Genomic DNA, 16,765 nt, shown 5'->3' with positions numbered 1-16,765 from the left:
TTATTTTTTATTAATAACGACAAAATAATTACATACACTCAGATTATTGTATACCGGCATTAAAAATAACACATCACACCAAATGCAGTACCAGCAAGCATTTCACAAAACATAACAGATTCAAAAACACAAATAAAAATTTAGAACAATATGTATAAATATATCAGCAACAATTATACGTAGTTCAAAAAGAATGCATTGTTATCAACAAATATTTACATTACTTTGTTCCTTTAATACCGATAGAAGTACCCACTAAAATCCGAACCCGATGAAACAAATCTACCGCCTTTACGGAACCCCTCCGCTTATAGGCTGCACTCTGATACGTAATGCGTTTTCACTTTTAATTTTCACTTTACTTACAGCTACCGGCTTTGCACAGGTGAATGCCTATGCAAAGGTTACCGCTATTACAACTACCAGCGGCAAATCGGTTTTAACGCTCAGTAATCTGAACCAAACGTATCACACATTTGCAGCAGGGGAACAGGTTGTTGTTATTCAAATGCAGGACAACGTTATTGGCACCAATACCAGTAACGCTACAACATTTGGCAACCTTTCGGCCATCAGCAATGCAGGCTTTTATGATGTGGCCACTATTTATTCAGTAACGTCGACCACAATGACGCTTACAAGTGTTTTGGGAGCAACATTTACCATTGGAACGAACAGCAGCGTGCAGGTGGTTAGCTTTACACAGCTCAGTACCGGCAGCTTTACCACAACTGCCAATATCACAGCGGTACCCTGGAGCGGAACGCTTGGTACTGGTGGCGTAGTGGCTGTGCAGGTACCGGGCACATTAACGCTGAAGCATACCATTAACGCCGATGGACAGGGTTTTGCAGGTGGCGCCATTTCGGCCAACTATGAAGATGCATGCGAACCTACGATTTACAGGACCGCCTCAACCAACTATGCCGCAAAAGGCGAAGGAATTTACCTGGTAACCAGCACTACCTATGCAAGGGGGCGCGCCAAAATAATTAACGGCGGCGGCGGCGGCAGCGACGACAACGGTGGCGGCGCAGGCGGTGGTAATTTTTCGGCCGGTGGCGATGGCGGTCCGGGGTGGACCTGCACCGGCACAGATGCAGCAGGCGGTTTTGGAGGCATTACATTAGGCACTTACCTTACAACAGGCACCCGTTTATTTATGGGTGGCGGCGGTGGTGGCGGCCAGGGCAATAACGGAACGCAAACAGCCGGCGCCAATGGCGGCGGTATTGTGATTATAAAAGCCAGTGTTTTAACCACCAGTTGTACTTCAACAACATTAAGAATTTCTGCCAACGGAAATAGTTCAGGCAGCACTACCGGCACAGGTAACGATGGCGCCGGAGGCGCAGGAGCAGCAGGTACTGTTCTGTTACAGATAGGAACCTTTAGCGTTCCTGCAACCTGTCCGCTTTTGATTCAGGCCAATGGCGGCGCCGGTGGTAATGTAACCAACGCTGATGCACATGGCGGCGGCGGTGGCGGCGGCCAGGGCGCTGTATTATTTTCAAATGCTTTGCCTACCACCAATATTACAACCACTACCACACCAGGTTTGGGAGGCTTAAACAGCAGCTCTACAGGCGCTACCAGAGCCAGCAGCGGTGCAGGAACCGCCAATTCAGGTATTATCGGTGGCATTGGTTCGGTTTTGCCGGTACACTTACTGTATTTAGCGGCAGAAAATAAAAACAAAAAAGCAGTTGTAAACTGGACGACCACCAATGAATGGAATTCAACATTCAACGTGCAGCATTCAACCGACGGTATTACGTTTACCACCATCGGCACTGTAAAAGGAACCGGTAACAATAATACAAACACCAGCTACTCCTTTACCGATCCGAATGCAGTAAGCGGTAAAAACTATTATCGCCTTGAAATGATCAGCGATGCACCGGCCAAGGCAGATTACTCAGCTATTGTATCTGTTAATTTGTCTGAAGTGCAAACTGTACAGCAGGCATGGCCTAATCCTGCACACGATCATTTCAGCGTTCGTGTAAGCAACGAAAACCTGAATAAAGACCATCAGGTAACCATTTCAGACCTTACAGGTAAAATTATTTATACCAATACCTATAAAGCAGGTAACCCGATCATTACCATAGCTCCCGGTAAACAGCTAAATCCCGGATTATACATGTACAAATTAACCTGCACAGGTTCTGAACAAACAGGAAAGGTGATTATACAATAACATATTTTATTAAATAGAAAAAAGCCCCGCCAGAGCGGGGCTTTTTTGTTACTTTGATCCCCTTACATCTTACTTCCTGCTTCGGGTAATCACTTCCTTTGAACAAACATTTTATTTATTCCTGATAACTTTTGCCTTAGTATTGAAATCTCATTTCCCAGCGGAAGGGCGCATGCATAATTAAACCATATCAGGAAATAGCTATCGCCTCCCCCATTTGAAACTATATTCATATATATAATAGGCGATGATGCAAAATCAGGTAACGTAACGCCGCTTCCGGCATTAATGATAAAGGAGGAAGCAGTAGCGCTCAAAGTTGCATTGGGACAAACAATCCGGGGCCCACAATCATATAGCCATTCGTCATAATAGGTAAACGTTACCGTGTAGGAACCGGCAAACGAAGCAGGAATAGCATTTGGATTAACATTAGCAATTGTAATGCTGTTCGCCGTATTGGAAATGGTCAATAACTGATCCTCCGGACATAAATTCTTACCCCCCTGAGGTATGGGCAATTCGCATTGGCCATAGGAAAATGATGACAGTAAAACCAGGCCGGCCATCATGGCTAAACCAGCCGTTTTTGCTTTTTTCATAAATAAGTGTTTTTGGTTATAGCTAATTTACTGAATTAACACCTATATCCCATAGGGCTAACGGTTATATAAAATTTAAATAAGGTAACAGGTCATAAAAAATATTTATACAATTAAGTTAAGTGTAGCGCGATATCGCCTGCAAACGAGCCCCAATTCGAGGGATGCCCTTCTTTTTGATCTGTTCCGTTTTGTACAATTCAGCAGGCTCTGGCGCCTGTAGTTTTGTGATGATCTCCTACTAACACGTAAAAATTAACACCCAATAACATGAGAAGAAATTCATTGTTGGCAATACTGTCAACAATAGCAGCAGCCTGGTTTTGTTACAGCTGCAATGAGGCCAAACCAAAATCACCCTCATCGATCGATGAAGCAAAAAAAGCGATAGCAGAAAGCAATGATATTTACTTTAAGGCTTTTGCAACCGGCGACTCATCGCTTTTCATCGACCGGTATGCCGAAGATTGCTGCATTATGCCGCCCAATTCACCCGCTATGTGCGGGCCGCATGCCGCCCTTGCCTTTTTTCGAATAGCCTATGACAACATAGGCCTGCGGAACGGCAAATTCACTACCACAGCGGTTTATGGCGAAGGCGAAAACTTTGTAACCGAAGAAGGGTTATGGCAATCGTTCGATAGTAATCATGTGCTGTTTGATAATGGAAAGTTTTTGGTGCTGTGGAAGAAAACACCCAAAGGCTGGAAGATGTTCAGGGATTCGTTTAGCAGCGACAGAAATCAGAAGTAAGAGGTTGGAAGTCAGAAATCTGAAGTCAGAAGACTCCGATGTTTAAATACACTAAACAAAACCGAACCGCGGGTTTTTCCGACATCCGACATCTGACTTCTGACTTCCGGAAAAGCATAAAAAAATCCCCCCGATGCCTCGGGGGGATTTTCTATCCTTTACTCGTTCTGCTTTAAACTAAAAATACGTTTACCTCATACTTTGTACCTACTGTTTCACCAGTGTAAGTACATCGGTATTTCCTTTTCCATCATTTATATGTACGTAATAAACTCCTTTTGTTAATCCACCAATGAAAACAGGCACCTGGTGTTCGCCTTTATTCAGCTTAACGGTTTGCTGATAGTGCACACGACCTGTAATATCACTTAAATACACTGTAACGGCCGACTGCTGTGCTAAGTTTAAATAAACAGTAGTTGCTGATGCAGCGGTTATCGAAGGCCTTAACTGAGCCAGGCTGGCGCGTAACCATTGCAATGATTGAATTGAGCTATACACTATATCGCCCTGTACAGGCATAATTTGCAAACGGTAATACACTGTACCGCTGCCCGGTGCATTATCGGTATAATTATAAGAAGTTTTACCTGTCTCGCTGCTTACCTGACCAATATTCGAAAAACGAACACCGTCGGTTGAGCGCTGTACACTGAAATATTTTGAAGCAAACTGCGCATCGGTATTCCATGTTAATGCGGCAGCGGCATCACCTGATTTTTGAACGTTGAACGATTTCAGCTGCAGGGGCAATATCGATATGGTACTGGCCACGCTGAATTGAGTAAGCGTTGCAAAATTACCACCGGCACGGAAATAAGGATTGCTGCCGCTGGCCGGGGCCTTAATAGTTTGTTCAACAATATATGTACCGTTCGACCGGATGATTCCTGTTTGGGTACGATCGAACATCGATTGCTCATCACTACCCTGCCATCTCAATGCCAGCGTTACATTACTTCCGGCTAATGTTGCTTCCGATACCAGCCAGGTACGGGTTACTCCGGATGCAAAAACTCCGCCGGGAATCACCTGATCGTTTACAGCAATTGTAAAATTATCAACAGTGCCTGCATTGGTTAACTGTATCGGGTTATAGGCTGCAGGGGTAGGACCTACCGGAAAAGTAACAGCGCCATCAGAGGCATCTAACTGTTCAATGCGAAGTCCGCCAATACCGGTATTTCCCGAACCGGTGCTTCCATTACCGGTTACAACCCAGCTTGTAGCTGCATCGGTAAAGGTACTGGCCGCAAACGGCGTGCTGCCGGTTTTCATGGTCAATATATTACTACTGGTAACCAGTTTGGCGGTGCCGCCCAATACCAGATTATTACTAACATCTACATAAGTCAGCAAACGTTTATTACCGGTGCCATTGATCTCGAGCGATCCATGATTGGCAGGAAACACATTCTGGTCGCGGGTAGCAGTATACGCAACTGTTCCCAGAATGCTGAAGGGGCCGGTCATATTATTTACAGTACCGCCACTTACAGTAAGCTTTGCAGTACTTTCAATAGCAATACTTTTAAAATAGGCGGTGCCGGTTCCATCGCTGATATTCGGCATATTGGTTGGCCAGTTAGGCACCAGCACGTCGATGGTATTATCGGGTACACCACCGCACCAGTTCAATGCTTCTTCCCATTTGGTATCTTTTGCACCCAGCCAGGTTCCACTGCGACGTACTGTTAATGTTTTCGCATCGGAAGTGGCCGGAGGGCTGCAGGGGTTACCGATAATAACGCGGTATTTATAACCATTCATAGCCATCGTGATAGCCGCAAGCGGAAGCCTTGCAGCGGTACCTCCTGTTATATTTGTCCAGGTTACACCATTTGTACCATTATCGGTTTGCCATTGATAGGTAAGTGTTGCACTACCAGTAGCAGTAACCTTAAATGCAGTATCGGTATTGGCACATGCAGTAACATCGGTAGGTTGTAACGAAACAGAGGCCAGGGTTCGTATGCTTAATACACTTTGGTTGGTACTCGTAGCGCATTGAAGTGAGGGATAGCTGGCTACCAGACGAACGAAATAACTATTTCCGGAATAAGGTGTAAAGGCGGTTAAATTTAAAGTATTGGTTGTACTGCCACTGTAAACCGCATCATTGGCAATATCGGTCCATGTAGCAACTGTAACCGGTCTTATTTGCCACTGATAAGCCATCAACGCAGCTTCACCGGTAGCCGTTGCTGTAAAACTGGTGTTACCACCGGGGCATATAGTTGAACTGAGCGGCGAAGCATTACCCGGACTTGGGAATGCCGGCTTCGCCTTAACATGCAGTGTATCCACAGCAATACTTGTATACGAACAACCGGTTGAAGTTCTGATAACGTTAAAACGGTATAAATAGCCATCCATCGCCAATGTGGCGGCAGGATAGTCAATATCATTTGTAGTTGAACCCGCATAGCCGTCGGCCGGGTTTACATTACTCCACGATGTGCCATTGTTGGCACTAACCTGCCATTGATAGGTAAGAGTGGCATCATTTGCAATGGCAAAACCAGTTATATTACCTTCACACACCGTGTTTCCATGAGGGCTGCTGGGAATAACAGGCGATGCATTTACCGTAAGCAAAGCTCCTGCCGAAGTTGTTGTGCCGGATCCGTCGGTTGCTATTAACCGGTACATGTTTCCGTTAAGCCCGGTGGTAGTATTTAAAACGGTTAACGTAGCTGTAGTGGCGCCGCTGTAGGTAGTGCCATCAGTAACATCAGTATAAGTGCTGCCACCATTAACACTCACCTGCCATTTAATGGTAGTAGTGCCGGAACCGGCAACGGTTGATACTGTGAAAGTAGCATTGGTTCCTGAACAAACAGTGGCAGGTTGCGGGGCTTGCCCAAGAACAGGAGCCGCCCAGGCAGCAGAGGCAATACACAACAACCACAAAGTGGTGATGATTATTTTAAGAATAAGGCCCAGGTATATCCTGGTAGGATAGCGTGTAAAAGTTTTCATACGTACAGATTAGTTTAAAAGGATGTCGTTCGGATTATAACGATCACGAGTGGGTTATTGAAGAATGGCGGGAAAGAATGAAGAGGTCTTCTTTCAGATTTGATTAATGATGCAACGTTAAAAGTAGAAATTTTTTATTTCTGCGCATATCCATTTCATGTATATAAAATGCCAACATATGAATATAAACCACGCTCATTTTTAAACGAATAACAATAAGTTTAAAACACCATGTTTAAAAAAGCCCGTACCATATTCATTTAAGAAATAATATCAACGTTGAATCAATTGGCAATCTGCAATTGACAATTGGCAATTCGCCACGAGGCTGTGTTTGCTTTTTTTGACTATTGCTTATTGGCTATTGCTTATTGACGGTTTGTTTTCACATTTCACCCTTTCATCTACACAAATAATGTTATATATAAATTTTAAGTAGGTTGCAGTATAAATAATCAAATGCGCTCTGCCTATACCATACCAGCCATTCATATTGCAGTATGGTCGCTATTGTTTGCAGTGCCCTTACTCATATTTCAGAATGTGCCGCAGTACATTGGTTTGCCGCACGGATATTTTGTTATTACCAACCTGTATCATATCGGGTTGTTTTACGGAAATGCTTATTATTTATATCCCAGGTTGTTTAATAAAAAATGGTGGTGGTTATATGTGATCGCACTGATAGCCATTGTCAGAGTTTCTTTCTATTTAAAAATAGCGGTATTGCATTGGGCCAACCCGGCCTTTGCTGTTACCGCAAATAATTACCGCATTGTATTTTTTCCGCCGGTTGGATTTTTAATAGCATCCATTATTTTCAGGGCCATCCTCAATCGCATTAAGCAGGAAAAACGCGAAAAAGAAATTAAGGCCGAACGGCTCGATTCAGAGTTAAAGCTGCTTCGATCACAGATCAATCCGCATTTCCTGTTTAATATGATGACCAATATGGTTGCGCTGGCCCGGCAAAAAAGCGACCTGCTCGAGCCTTCGCTTATTAAACTATCTGATCTGTTACGGTATATGTTGTATGGGCCGGGTAAAGAACAACTGCGCATGAGTGAAGAAATTGATTATCTGAAGAGTTACATCGAATTACAGCAACTGCGTTTTGGTGATGCGGTGCAGTTGCAACTGGATATAAATAATTCCGCCGCCGATTGCTTTATTGAACCCATGCTGCTGGTGCCTTTTGTTGAAAATGCTTTCAAGCATGGCGTTGGCACTGTGGCCGATCCGTTTATACATATTCAGCTGCATACGAAAAACAAAAAACTGTTCTTTCGTGTTACCAATAATTACAACGGAAGTAGTTATTCTTCAAAAGACAACAGCCCGGGCATTGGAATTGCAAATGTTATAAACAGGCTGAACCTGTTATATCCCAACAAACACGATATCAAAACAGAAGATACAGGAACACAATATCAGGTTACTCTAAATATTGCATTATCATGTTAAACTGTATAGCGGTAGATGATGAAAAGCTGGTATTAAACCTGCTGGCCGACAATATTCGACAGGTTCCTTTCCTGAACCTTGTTGCTACCTGCCGCAATGCGATGGAAGCGGCTGAAGTGCTGCAAAAAAATGAAGTTGATCTCATCTTTCTCGATATACAAATGCCTGGCCTGAGCGGCTTACAGTTTTTGCAAACACTGAACCGGCCGCCGATGGTTATTTTTGTTACAGCTTATAAAGATTATGCCTTTGAAGGATTTAATCTCAATGCCATCGATTACCTGCTGAAACCGGTTTCATTTGAACGTTTTGTAAAAGCCTGTAACAAAGCGTATGAATGGCACATCCTGCAACAAAAACAACCGGCGCACCGTGATTCTTTCTTTGTGTATGTTGAATACAATCTGGTAAAAGTGATCATCAATGAAATATTGTACATAGAGGCCATGAAAGACTATGTAAAAATATTTATCAATACCTCAGCAAAACCCATTATTACAAAGGCCAGCCTGAAAGCCATGGAAGAAAAGCTGGCAGGCCACCGTTTTGTTCGTATACACAAGTCGTATATTGTTTCGGCCGATAAAATAACTGCCATCAAACGCGATCTTATTTGTATTGATAAAGTAGAGCTTCCCCTCAGTGAAAATTATAAAGCAGGAGTTGATAAGCTGATTAATTAGTTGACAAGTTGAAAAGTTAACAGGTTAACAAGTTAACGGGTTAACTTGTTAACCTGATCAACTGATCAACTATACATCGTACATCTACTAACCATAACCAGTATTTACCGAACCCCGGGAAAGAATACCTGCTCAGCTAACCAATTAAAGAACAAACTAATATTATTTTATATTACCTTGCGCCCCGGCTTTGAAATCTGAATATAACATCATATTTTGACCACTAAATCCAAATCCCTAAGTCATGAAAAAAACCCTTGCACTTACCCTGATTGGTTGTGCACCTCTTCTTGGTTTTTCGCAACAGTTTATCGGTTACTCGTACGACAACTACTCTGGCGTACAGGGCATCATCCAAAACCCGGCATATGTAGCCGCCAGTAAGTACAAAGTAAATTTCAACATTTTTTCAATGAATGTGCTCGCCGGCAATAATGCCTACGAGCTAAAGAACGAGCGGTTCCGCAAGTTTAATTTTTCGGGTATGGAAGAAGGAAAGGATTTCTTCAAATCTTCCAACACCGATAAAAAAAATCTGTGGCTGAATGCCGATATACTCGGGCCCTCGTTGTTGATCACTACCAGCCGTAAAAGCGGTATTGGTTTGTATACCCGCATGCGAACCATTGTAAATGAAAATAATCTCAGCGATAAAACATTTCGCAGTTTCGGTGCCGACAGCGGCTTTTACAACACCCAGATACAGGAACAAAATGTTTCGGTAAAAGCACATGCCTTTGCCGAAGCCGGCTTAACGTATGGCCGCATCATTCACTACAGCGCCGAGCATGTATTGAAAATGGGTGTCACCGCCAAATATGTGGTAGGCATAGCTTCTGCATCCATGTATTCGAACAAAATGCTGGTGAACCTGACCAAAACCAATAACTTCAACCAACTAAATGGCGACCTGAACGTTCGCTACTCCTCTAACCTCGATAATATTGATAACAACTTCGACGATGTGTTCAATAGTAAATCGGGCAACAAAGGCTGGGGCGCCGACATCGGATTTTCGTACGAATGGCGACCCGAAACCATCGGATGGCTTGTATCGGACCCTACCCTTTATAAAATACGCATAAACGCCGCAGTTACAGATATCGGGTCGGTTAAATACAACAATTCACAGCATGGCAACAGCTATGCCGTTGACGGAACAGGCCGTACTACCGATGACCTCAACAAAAACGACGGTGAAACCTTTAGTAAATACTTTTCACGGCTCGATAGCATAGGCATACTCACTACACAGAGCCATGAAGATAAAATGAAAGTAAGTTTGCCAACAGCGTTTCGATTCGATGTAGACTACCACATCTGGAAGCGCCTGTTTATAAATGCAGGTACTGTGGTGAACCTGATCAATGCAAATAAGAACCAGTACAGCGCACATTATACTACTTCATACACCATTACACCACGCTTCGAAAAAAAGTGGATCAGCCTGTATTCGCCCTTTTATTATAATGCCGCTCTTAAAAAGATGGCCTGGGGCGCCGGTTTTCGTTTAGGCGGAATTTTTGTTGGTTCGGGTTCGGTACTGTCGAACATATTGAGCAGCAAAAATATCAGCGCTACCGATGTACACTTCGGTTTTACAGTTCCTATATATCAAAACAGACGTATCAAGCGTGCCAAAGCCGAAGTAGTAGTTGTTGAGCGTACAAAATCGCAACCACAACCGGTTCAGGAAGTACCTAAACAACCGGTTGAAGAGGTGAAACCGCAACCAGCTCCGACTCCTGCTCCAACTCCGGCGCCAAAAACCGATACAGTTGAGAAGAAAACTGAAGTGGTAAAAGAAGTGCAGGTTACACACGATAAAGACAATGACGGCGTAACAGACGAAAAAGACGAATGTCCTGATGTTGCCGGCGAAGTTGCTTTAGCAGGCTGTCCTGATAAAGACAAAGACGGCATTGCCGACAAAAACGACAAATGTCCTGATGTTGCCGGTACAGCCAAATACAATGGTTGCCCCGTTCCCGATACAGACGGCGATGGAGTGGATGATGAAAACGATAAATGTCCTACAGTAGCTGGTAAACCCGCTAATCATGGTTGCCCTGAAATAAAACAGGAGATCGTGAAAAAGGTGAATGTTGCTGCGAAGAGCATTTACTTCCTCACCGGTAAAGACATCATTCAAAAAGTTTCGTATCCCAAACTCAATATGCTGGTAGGCATTTTGAATGCAGATAAAGAAATGCTGATCAGTATTGAAGGGCATACCGATAACAAAGGTAAACCGGCTATCAACCAGCGACTGAGCGAAAAACGCGCACAGGCTGTGAAGAATTACCTCGTTAAAAAAGGTATTGCCGAAAACCGTATCACTGCTCAGGGCTTTGGAAACACCAAACCCATTGCCACCAATGCAACGCCTGCCGGTCGTGCTAAAAACCGCCGTGTTGAATTGCATTTGAGCTACTAAGTTTCCACATACACCAATTATAGTTTATGGTCTCCCGACAAATCGGGAGACCTTTTTGTTTGCCGCAGATGCTTCTGTTCCGCCTGCGGCGGAACGATTTATTGCCACGGGATTGCACAGATAAACAAGGATATTTTCGAATGTCGGAGATCACAATAAAAATTAATCAGTCTTAGAGTTTGACAGTTTTAATTAACTCAGGTTGGCATAAATCTTATACTGAACACCGCGAATGTATTCATCTGTGTAAATCCGTGCAATCCGTGGCAAACCCATGCGTTGCGCCAGCAACGCATCTGTGGCATCCGCACAAAAAATCCCGCCACACGGGCGGGATTCCTCTGAAATGAAACACCTGATCCTGTTATTTCTTTACCACTTCAAACTTGCGGAATATTGAATTCACGCTGCTTTGAATTTCTTTTTTAGAAACGTTGCGGCTGTTCACCTCGTCGGTTGTCCAGCCCTGCCAGATGGTTTTATCTGTTTTGGCATCTACCATTGTTATGGTTAATGTACCCTGTTGAACTTCGGCAGTACTATTATCATATCCCATAAAAGTCGACGGATAATAAATAGTTCCGTAACGGCGATAAAACGGATTGTAATAAATACGGCGATAAGGTGTTGAATAAACAGGGTTGGCTTGTTCTTTGGTTGTTTTTTCAACCAGCAGATCATAGCTGACCAGCACATCCGGTTTATTTTTATCCTCACGCCATCCTTCTTTTTGCAGTTTGGCCGTTACCGCTTCCTGCACATGATTCTTCATAAATTCCTGATGCCTGTTCTTATCTTCTTTCTTATTACTTTCTATCCAGGCAAAGGTTTTATATCTGCTGAAATCGGCCGTTTCATCTTTCTCAACATAGGCCGGTGTAGCACAACTGATAGCCAGAACAATTGGCAAAGCCAGTACCAGCACAGCTTTTAGCATTTTCATAACATTCCCTCCTTTTGTATTGATTGCTATATTATAAACGTAAAAACTGCCCCGGGAGTAATTAAGGCTTTGTGAAAGTTTGTATAACGAAATGTTAGAATTGGAAGGCTGAAGGCTGAACGCAAAACGCTTAACGCTTAACGCAAAAAACAGTTCAGGCGTTCAGCATTAAGCGTTCAGCGTTAGGCATAAAAAATAGGCGGCCCTGAAGAATCAGGGCCGCGTGTCACATGAGAAAATTATGCAGCAACCGCTTAGGTTTCCGGGATGATTGCTGCAGCTATTTTTACCCCGGAAATATGTTTATTATTTATTGAAAGCAAATCACAAACAAGTAGGAAAGGTGTTATGGTTCAGGCATACCAATAGCGGTATTCTTCGTACACTGGCCAATCGTTATCCGGTAAATGAATTGGAAAATAGTGTAATCAGGCAAAACAGATATATCAGTTTTCGGCTTCCTGATTTATTGAATGTTGTAAGTTCCCTGCTTAATACGCTTACCTGGACAAGCGGCTGCAAGATATAAAGGATTGAGGAAACATTCAATGGAATCTTTCTCATGGCTTTTGTTTTACGGCTATTACTGATCTATACTATTATTATACTTTTTTAAGTGTTCCTATGAACAGGTATGCAAGATACAAAAGGTCTGCGTAATAAAAGTGCACTCACCATCCCGTTGCACAAAATTTACAACCGGCCACATAAATATTAACCACAACTTATCATGCCGCTTCCACACAAAGGATCATTTTCAATGCTGCAACAATGAATTAACTTCCCTACCTATGCCCGCACTTTCAGCGCCGATACGAGGTAAGATATTTTGCTATGCAGTTCTTCGGGGCGGAATGGTTTATGAATAAAATCGGTAAAACCTTTTTGCAGCAGATCGGCCTGCATATTGTCGTACACCGCCGCTGTAAAGGCAACGGCAGGTATCGAAGCATTCAATTTGCGGATCTCTTTCAGGGCAGTGGCTCCGTCCATTTCAGGCATTTCAAGGTCGATCAGCAGCAGGTCGTAGGTGTCTTTTTTGAACTGTTCAAGTGCTTTGCGTCCATTGGTAGCTTCGCTTACCTGAATGCCCCACTTGGTTAAAAATCTTTTTGCGATAGATAAATTCACCGGATTGTCTTCTGCAATCAACACTTTTATTCCTTCCAGTGAATGCAGGTGTTTAATGTTATCTTCATTAATATATCGCTTACGTGTTTCGCATATCTTCAGCTCAACCGTAAAGTGAAATGCACTGCCTTTATTTTCCTCGCTTTCGAGTAGCAGATCGCTGTTGAACATGTTCACTATACGCTTTGTAATAGCCAATCCCAAACCGGTACCGCCGTATTTACGAGTGGTATTTACATCGGCCTGGGTAAAGCTGTCGAAAATTTCCTTGTGCTTGTTTTTAGGAATGCCGATACCGGTATCCATTACAATGAACTGCAGGGTGCTTTTGGCGCTCGACGAAAACAACTTCCGCGCTGCCATCGTAATGGTTCCCTGGTGAGTGAACTTTATAGCGTTCGATAATAAGTTGCTCAGTACCTGGTTCAGCCTGGTTTCATCGGTAGAAAACTCGACATCCAGTCTGTCGTCGATATCTATTTTAAATTCAAGACCCTTCGATTTTATCTGTGGTAAGAATTGTGTGCCCACTTTCAGCATAAACTCTTTAATATTCACCGGCACATCGGCCAGCTCAACTTTTCCGGCCTCCATTTTATTGTAATCAAGGATGTCGTTGATGAGCATCATCATGTGCTCCGACGAAAACTTCAGAATATCCAGATGCGCGCGTTGCGAAGGCAGGTGTTCTTCCTGCAATAATAAATTCGAAGCGCCGATAATTCCGTTCAGCGGCGTACGTAATTCGTGGCTCATGTTGCTGAGGAAGCGCGATTTGGTACGGGCGGCCGCTTCGGCCTTTTCTTTCGCTTTCATCAGTTCAAACTCGGCCATTTTAACGTTCGATACATCGAGGATACTGATCTTGGTATAACCGGTATCTTTATAGGCAAAAGGCACCACACTCACAAAGCCGTAAAACGTTCGGCCGGTTTTGGTGGTAAGGGTTAGCTCACCCTGCCAGTTGCGCAATTCGGCCGAGAGCGATTCTTTTATAGAGTTGAATTGCTTTATATGGTCTTCATCGAACCAGTTATCGATCAGTGTGCCTTCAATTTCGCGTTTTTCGTTTACCTCAAACATTTCAAGCGCCCGTTTATTACAACTGGCAATGATATTCGACTGGCTGAAAATAATAAATACCCCGTCGAGTGAGGTATTGAAGATGGTATCACCGAATTTCTTTTCCTGAAGGATGGCCACCTCATTGTCTTTATTTACCCGTAAAATCGAATACGAGAAAATAATGGTCATGGCCAGTGAAATCACCAGGTTTCCGCTGTACAGCTGCGAATACAGGGCTTCGTTAATAGCCTGTACGTTATTTATATACGGACAAATTTTTACACAGGTGAGCGAAGAAATAACCGTTATAGAATATACCGATAGCAGCTCCTTAAAATTTCGCCGTAGGCTAACCACAAACGTTAATACCACAAAATAGGGGAAGTATAACAGGTATTCCCCTGCCCGCAAGCCCTCGATATAACAAATAACTATAAGGTATAAGTTGATATTGATCACCGCGATTATGCGGCCTGTTTCGAGCTTTCGCTTGGAGCCAAAATAAAATGCAAGGAGGAAAAAATAGGCTGATGTAATATTCACCAACGCACTGATATACAGTTTGTGGTAGAAGTAGGAGAATACAGAGAAAAAATTAAGTAACAGGGCAAGCAATATGAACTGATTGAAGCGGATGATCCTCTTGCGAAGATCTTTTGAAATGCCTTCATACAGTCCTGAATGAACTATCTCCCTGTAAATAGACCATACAAGATATAATAATTTCTCCTTCATAGAGTTATTGGATTAGAACGAATGGTTTCATTCTAAGGTGCCCTAATTTAACGAAAAAATGGATAAACTATTTTAAAATGAATGCATCAAATTTCCCTAAAAAATTCATTTTCAACGAAAAATTAAACAGTAATTATCTCCATAGTCTGTATGAAGATGATTTCCAGTATATAGAAGAAATCTTTGGAACCACCCTAACGCATTTTGATGAAGATTTTAAAGCAATACATGTAGCCTATAATACCGATAACCTTATTGACCTGAAAAAAGCTGTTCATAAAATAAAACCCACCTTTGGTTTTGTTGGTTTGATGGCTGTACAACAAATTTGTAAAGATTTTGAAGATATTTGTCAAAAAGCAAAAACTACCAACGAGCTTAGTTCGGAGTATCAGCAAATTGTAACTACTTTAGCAGAAAGTAAGGACCTGATTGCATCGGAATACAGCAAGTTGAAAGAATTCAATTCCAATCTTTTATGAAATGGACCTGTGTTATAGTCGAAGATCTGCAGGTAGCGGCCGATTACCTCGCCAAATGTTGCGAAAAAAGCGGCGTTTTAGAGGTGAAGGGGCATTTTACCAATGTTGAACAGGCGCTCGACTACCTGAACAAAAACTCTGCCGACGTATTATTCCTGGATGTGGAAATGCCCGGCGCCACAGGATTCGATCTGCTCGACCAGCTCGCATATTATCCGAAAGTAATACTTACTACTTCAAAATCGGAGTATGCCTATAATGCGTTTGAATATAATGTTACCGATTTTCTGAAAAAGCCATTTACCTACCAACGTTTTCAGGAGGCCCTGAATAAAATAACCACCGCAACAGGCGAAAACAACATCAGTAGTACGGCTACCGATCATATATTTATTAAATGCGACGGCAAACTGGTTCGTTTAAACAACGACGATATATTGTATATTGAAAGCATGGGCGATTACGTAAAATTTGTTACGATCGATAAAAAATACATCACTCATAACACCATCAAGAACCTCGAGGAAAAAGTAAACCGGCAATGCTTTATTAAAGTACATAGGTCGTACATAATTAATATCAACAAGATTGATGACATTCGCGAAAACGACCTGTATATCAAAGGCAATGAAATACCGGTAAGCAAAGCCCATAAGGCCGATGTACTGAAGCGGTTGAATATTATCTGATTGTATACAGGTACCCAATCAACGTAAAACATACCGGTACTTAATCGAAACTTTCTCCCTTTTTAACGGCAATTCGCTCCCAAATGGCTAATAATTTTCTGTTTACAGGTCATCGTGAGCATCTTTGTTATCACAAAAGGCCTCTAACACGAAATTGCCTAAAACCCTAAAACATATTCAATTGTGACGGTTATCAATTGACCCTATCCCTAAAACGGAAGAAAAGTGGAATCCAACAACTATGAAAACTAATGAGTGCTAAATCTCCAGCCTGCTCATAATACGGATTTCATTAAGAGGAGCCGAACCCCAAAAGGGTTCGGTTTCTTTTTTAAGGCGCAAGCTACAAGTTACAAAGCACAAGGGTACCCGTGGAATTGCATTCCTGGCCCTGAAAGGAGCCCGGTCAGATTGATTTTGAGCGGTATATATAGGGTTCCATACCTGTTGTTAACCCATCGTTTTTGCAAGACCTTGTTTTACAATGCAATGGGATCACACAAATGCAGAAATTACTACCCTTTGTTAACCCCCTGGCTACCCCCTTCGTGTGTTGTCTCGTCCTGAAATCACTTTACATATTTAGGTACTAAGTA

At 42.8% G+C, this 16,765-nt stretch carries 12 protein-coding genes; 8 read left to right on the top strand and 4 right to left on the bottom strand.

Features of this window, described 5'->3' with window-relative positions:
• Positions 1-271 precede the first annotated feature (271 nt).
• Positions 272-2,203 (top strand): T9SS type A sorting domain-containing protein, encoded by a 1,932-nt coding sequence (locus AC59IL_RS29945; RefSeq protein ID WP_496555921.1) that lies wholly within the window; start codon positions 272-274, stop codon positions 2,201-2,203.
• An 89-nt stretch (positions 2,204-2,292) separates the two neighbouring features.
• Here AC59IL_RS29945 and AC59IL_RS29940 read toward each other — a convergent pair whose 3' ends face one another.
• A complete protein-coding gene (locus AC59IL_RS29940) occupies positions 2,293-2,805 on the bottom strand; it encodes a hypothetical protein (protein WP_496555920.1) in 513 nt (170 codons plus the stop codon).
• Between the two features lie 270 nt (positions 2,806-3,075).
• On the opposite strand from AC59IL_RS29940, the gene AC59IL_RS29935 reads away from it, so the two are divergent.
• Entirely contained in the window at positions 3,076-3,558 is a 483-nt protein-coding gene (locus tag AC59IL_RS29935) for a YybH family protein (RefSeq protein ID WP_496555919.1), read from the top strand.
• Between the two features lie 207 nt (positions 3,559-3,765).
• Here the strand turns inward: AC59IL_RS29935 and AC59IL_RS29930 are convergent, their stop codons facing one another.
• Complete coding sequence (locus AC59IL_RS29930; RefSeq protein ID WP_496555918.1) at positions 3,766-6,540, bottom strand: DUF8696 domain-containing protein; 2,775 nt, start codon at positions 6,538-6,540, stop codon at positions 3,766-3,768.
• 459 nt (positions 6,541-6,999) lie between these two features.
• Here AC59IL_RS29930 and AC59IL_RS29925 point away from each other — a divergent pair, with 459 nt between their 5' ends.
• The 3 genes from AC59IL_RS29925 (at position 7,000) to AC59IL_RS29915 (ending at position 11,124) form a co-directional block, all read left to right on the top strand.
• Positions 7,000-8,004, top strand: a complete 1,005-nt coding sequence (locus AC59IL_RS29925; protein WP_496555917.1) for a sensor histidine kinase — start codon at positions 7,000-7,002, stop codon at positions 8,002-8,004.
• Positions 7,998-8,687, top strand: coding sequence for a LytR/AlgR family response regulator transcription factor (locus AC59IL_RS29920; protein ID WP_496555916.1), 690 nt, complete (start codon positions 7,998-8,000; stop codon positions 8,685-8,687). The genes AC59IL_RS29925 and AC59IL_RS29920 overlap by 7 nt, the downstream gene beginning before the upstream one ends.
• A 244-nt stretch (positions 8,688-8,931) precedes the next feature.
• The gene (locus AC59IL_RS29915; RefSeq protein WP_496555915.1) at positions 8,932-11,124 is read left to right on the top strand and encodes a DUF5723 family protein; all 2,193 of its coding nucleotides are present in this window, start codon (positions 8,932-8,934) and stop codon (positions 11,122-11,124) included.
• A 364-nt stretch (positions 11,125-11,488) separates the two neighbouring features.
• Here AC59IL_RS29915 and AC59IL_RS29910 read toward each other — a convergent pair whose 3' ends face one another.
• Positions 11,489-12,067 (bottom strand): DUF4136 domain-containing protein, encoded by a 579-nt coding sequence (locus tag AC59IL_RS29910; RefSeq protein WP_496555914.1) that lies wholly within the window; start codon positions 12,065-12,067, stop codon positions 11,489-11,491.
• 313 nt (positions 12,068-12,380) lie between these two features.
• On the opposite strand from AC59IL_RS29910, the gene AC59IL_RS29905 reads away from it, so the two are divergent.
• On the top strand, positions 12,381-12,596 hold the full coding sequence (locus AC59IL_RS29905) for a hypothetical protein (RefSeq protein ID WP_496555913.1): 216 nt from the start codon (positions 12,381-12,383) through the stop codon (positions 12,594-12,596).
• A 260-nt stretch (positions 12,597-12,856) separates the two neighbouring features.
• Here the strand turns inward: AC59IL_RS29905 and AC59IL_RS29900 are convergent, their stop codons facing one another.
• The gene (locus tag AC59IL_RS29900; RefSeq protein WP_496555912.1) at positions 12,857-14,998 is read right to left on the bottom strand and encodes a response regulator; all 2,142 of its coding nucleotides are present in this window, start codon (positions 14,996-14,998) and stop codon (positions 12,857-12,859) included.
• 77 nt (positions 14,999-15,075) lie between these two features.
• Between AC59IL_RS29900 and AC59IL_RS29895 the strand changes: the two genes are divergently transcribed.
• Together AC59IL_RS29895 and AC59IL_RS29890 are read left to right on the top strand one after the other, a co-directional pair.
• The gene (locus AC59IL_RS29895) at positions 15,076-15,480 is read left to right on the top strand and encodes an Hpt domain-containing protein (protein ID WP_496555911.1); all 405 of its coding nucleotides are present in this window, start codon (positions 15,076-15,078) and stop codon (positions 15,478-15,480) included.
• Positions 15,477-16,169, top strand: coding sequence for a LytR/AlgR family response regulator transcription factor (locus AC59IL_RS29890; RefSeq protein WP_496555910.1), 693 nt, complete (start codon positions 15,477-15,479; stop codon positions 16,167-16,169). Before AC59IL_RS29895 ends, AC59IL_RS29890 begins: the two co-directional genes overlap by 4 nt.
• Positions 16,170-16,765 lie beyond the last annotated feature (596 nt).

It is taken from the genome of Niastella sp. sgz303648 (assembly GCF_059587045.1).
The sequence above is the reverse complement of the archived record's forward strand: the minus strand, read 5'-3'. Positions and strand labels throughout refer to the sequence as shown.

Bases quoted from the DNA above. Each gene is read 5' to 3' on its own strand.
- AC59IL_RS29935 (WP_496555919.1), top strand. From the start codon at position 3,076: ATGAGAAGAAATTCATTGTTGGCAATACTGTCAACAATAGCAGCAGCC.
- AC59IL_RS29940 (WP_496555920.1), bottom strand. From the start codon at position 2,805: ATGAAAAAAGCAAAAACGGCTGGTTTAGCCATGATGGCCGGCCTGGTT.
- AC59IL_RS29945 (WP_496555921.1), top strand. From the start codon at position 272: ATGAAACAAATCTACCGCCTTTACGGAACCCCTCCGCTTATAGGCTGC.
- AC59IL_RS29890 (WP_496555910.1), top strand. From the start codon at position 15,477: ATGAAATGGACCTGTGTTATAGTCGAAGATCTGCAGGTAGCGGCCGAT.
- AC59IL_RS29920 (WP_496555916.1), top strand. From the start codon at position 7,998: ATGTTAAACTGTATAGCGGTAGATGATGAAAAGCTGGTATTAAACCTG.
- AC59IL_RS29915 (WP_496555915.1), top strand. From the start codon at position 8,932: ATGAAAAAAACCCTTGCACTTACCCTGATTGGTTGTGCACCTCTTCTT.
- AC59IL_RS29925 (WP_496555917.1), top strand. From the start codon at position 7,000: ATGCGCTCTGCCTATACCATACCAGCCATTCATATTGCAGTATGGTCG.
- AC59IL_RS29910 (WP_496555914.1), bottom strand. From the start codon at position 12,067: ATGAAAATGCTAAAAGCTGTGCTGGTACTGGCTTTGCCAATTGTTCTG.
- AC59IL_RS29900 (WP_496555912.1), bottom strand. From the start codon at position 14,998: ATGAAGGAGAAATTATTATATCTTGTATGGTCTATTTACAGGGAGATA.
- AC59IL_RS29895 (WP_496555911.1), top strand. From the start codon at position 15,076: ATGAATGCATCAAATTTCCCTAAAAAATTCATTTTCAACGAAAAATTA.
- AC59IL_RS29930 (WP_496555918.1), bottom strand. From the start codon at position 6,540: ATGAAAACTTTTACACGCTATCCTACCAGGATATACCTGGGCCTTATT.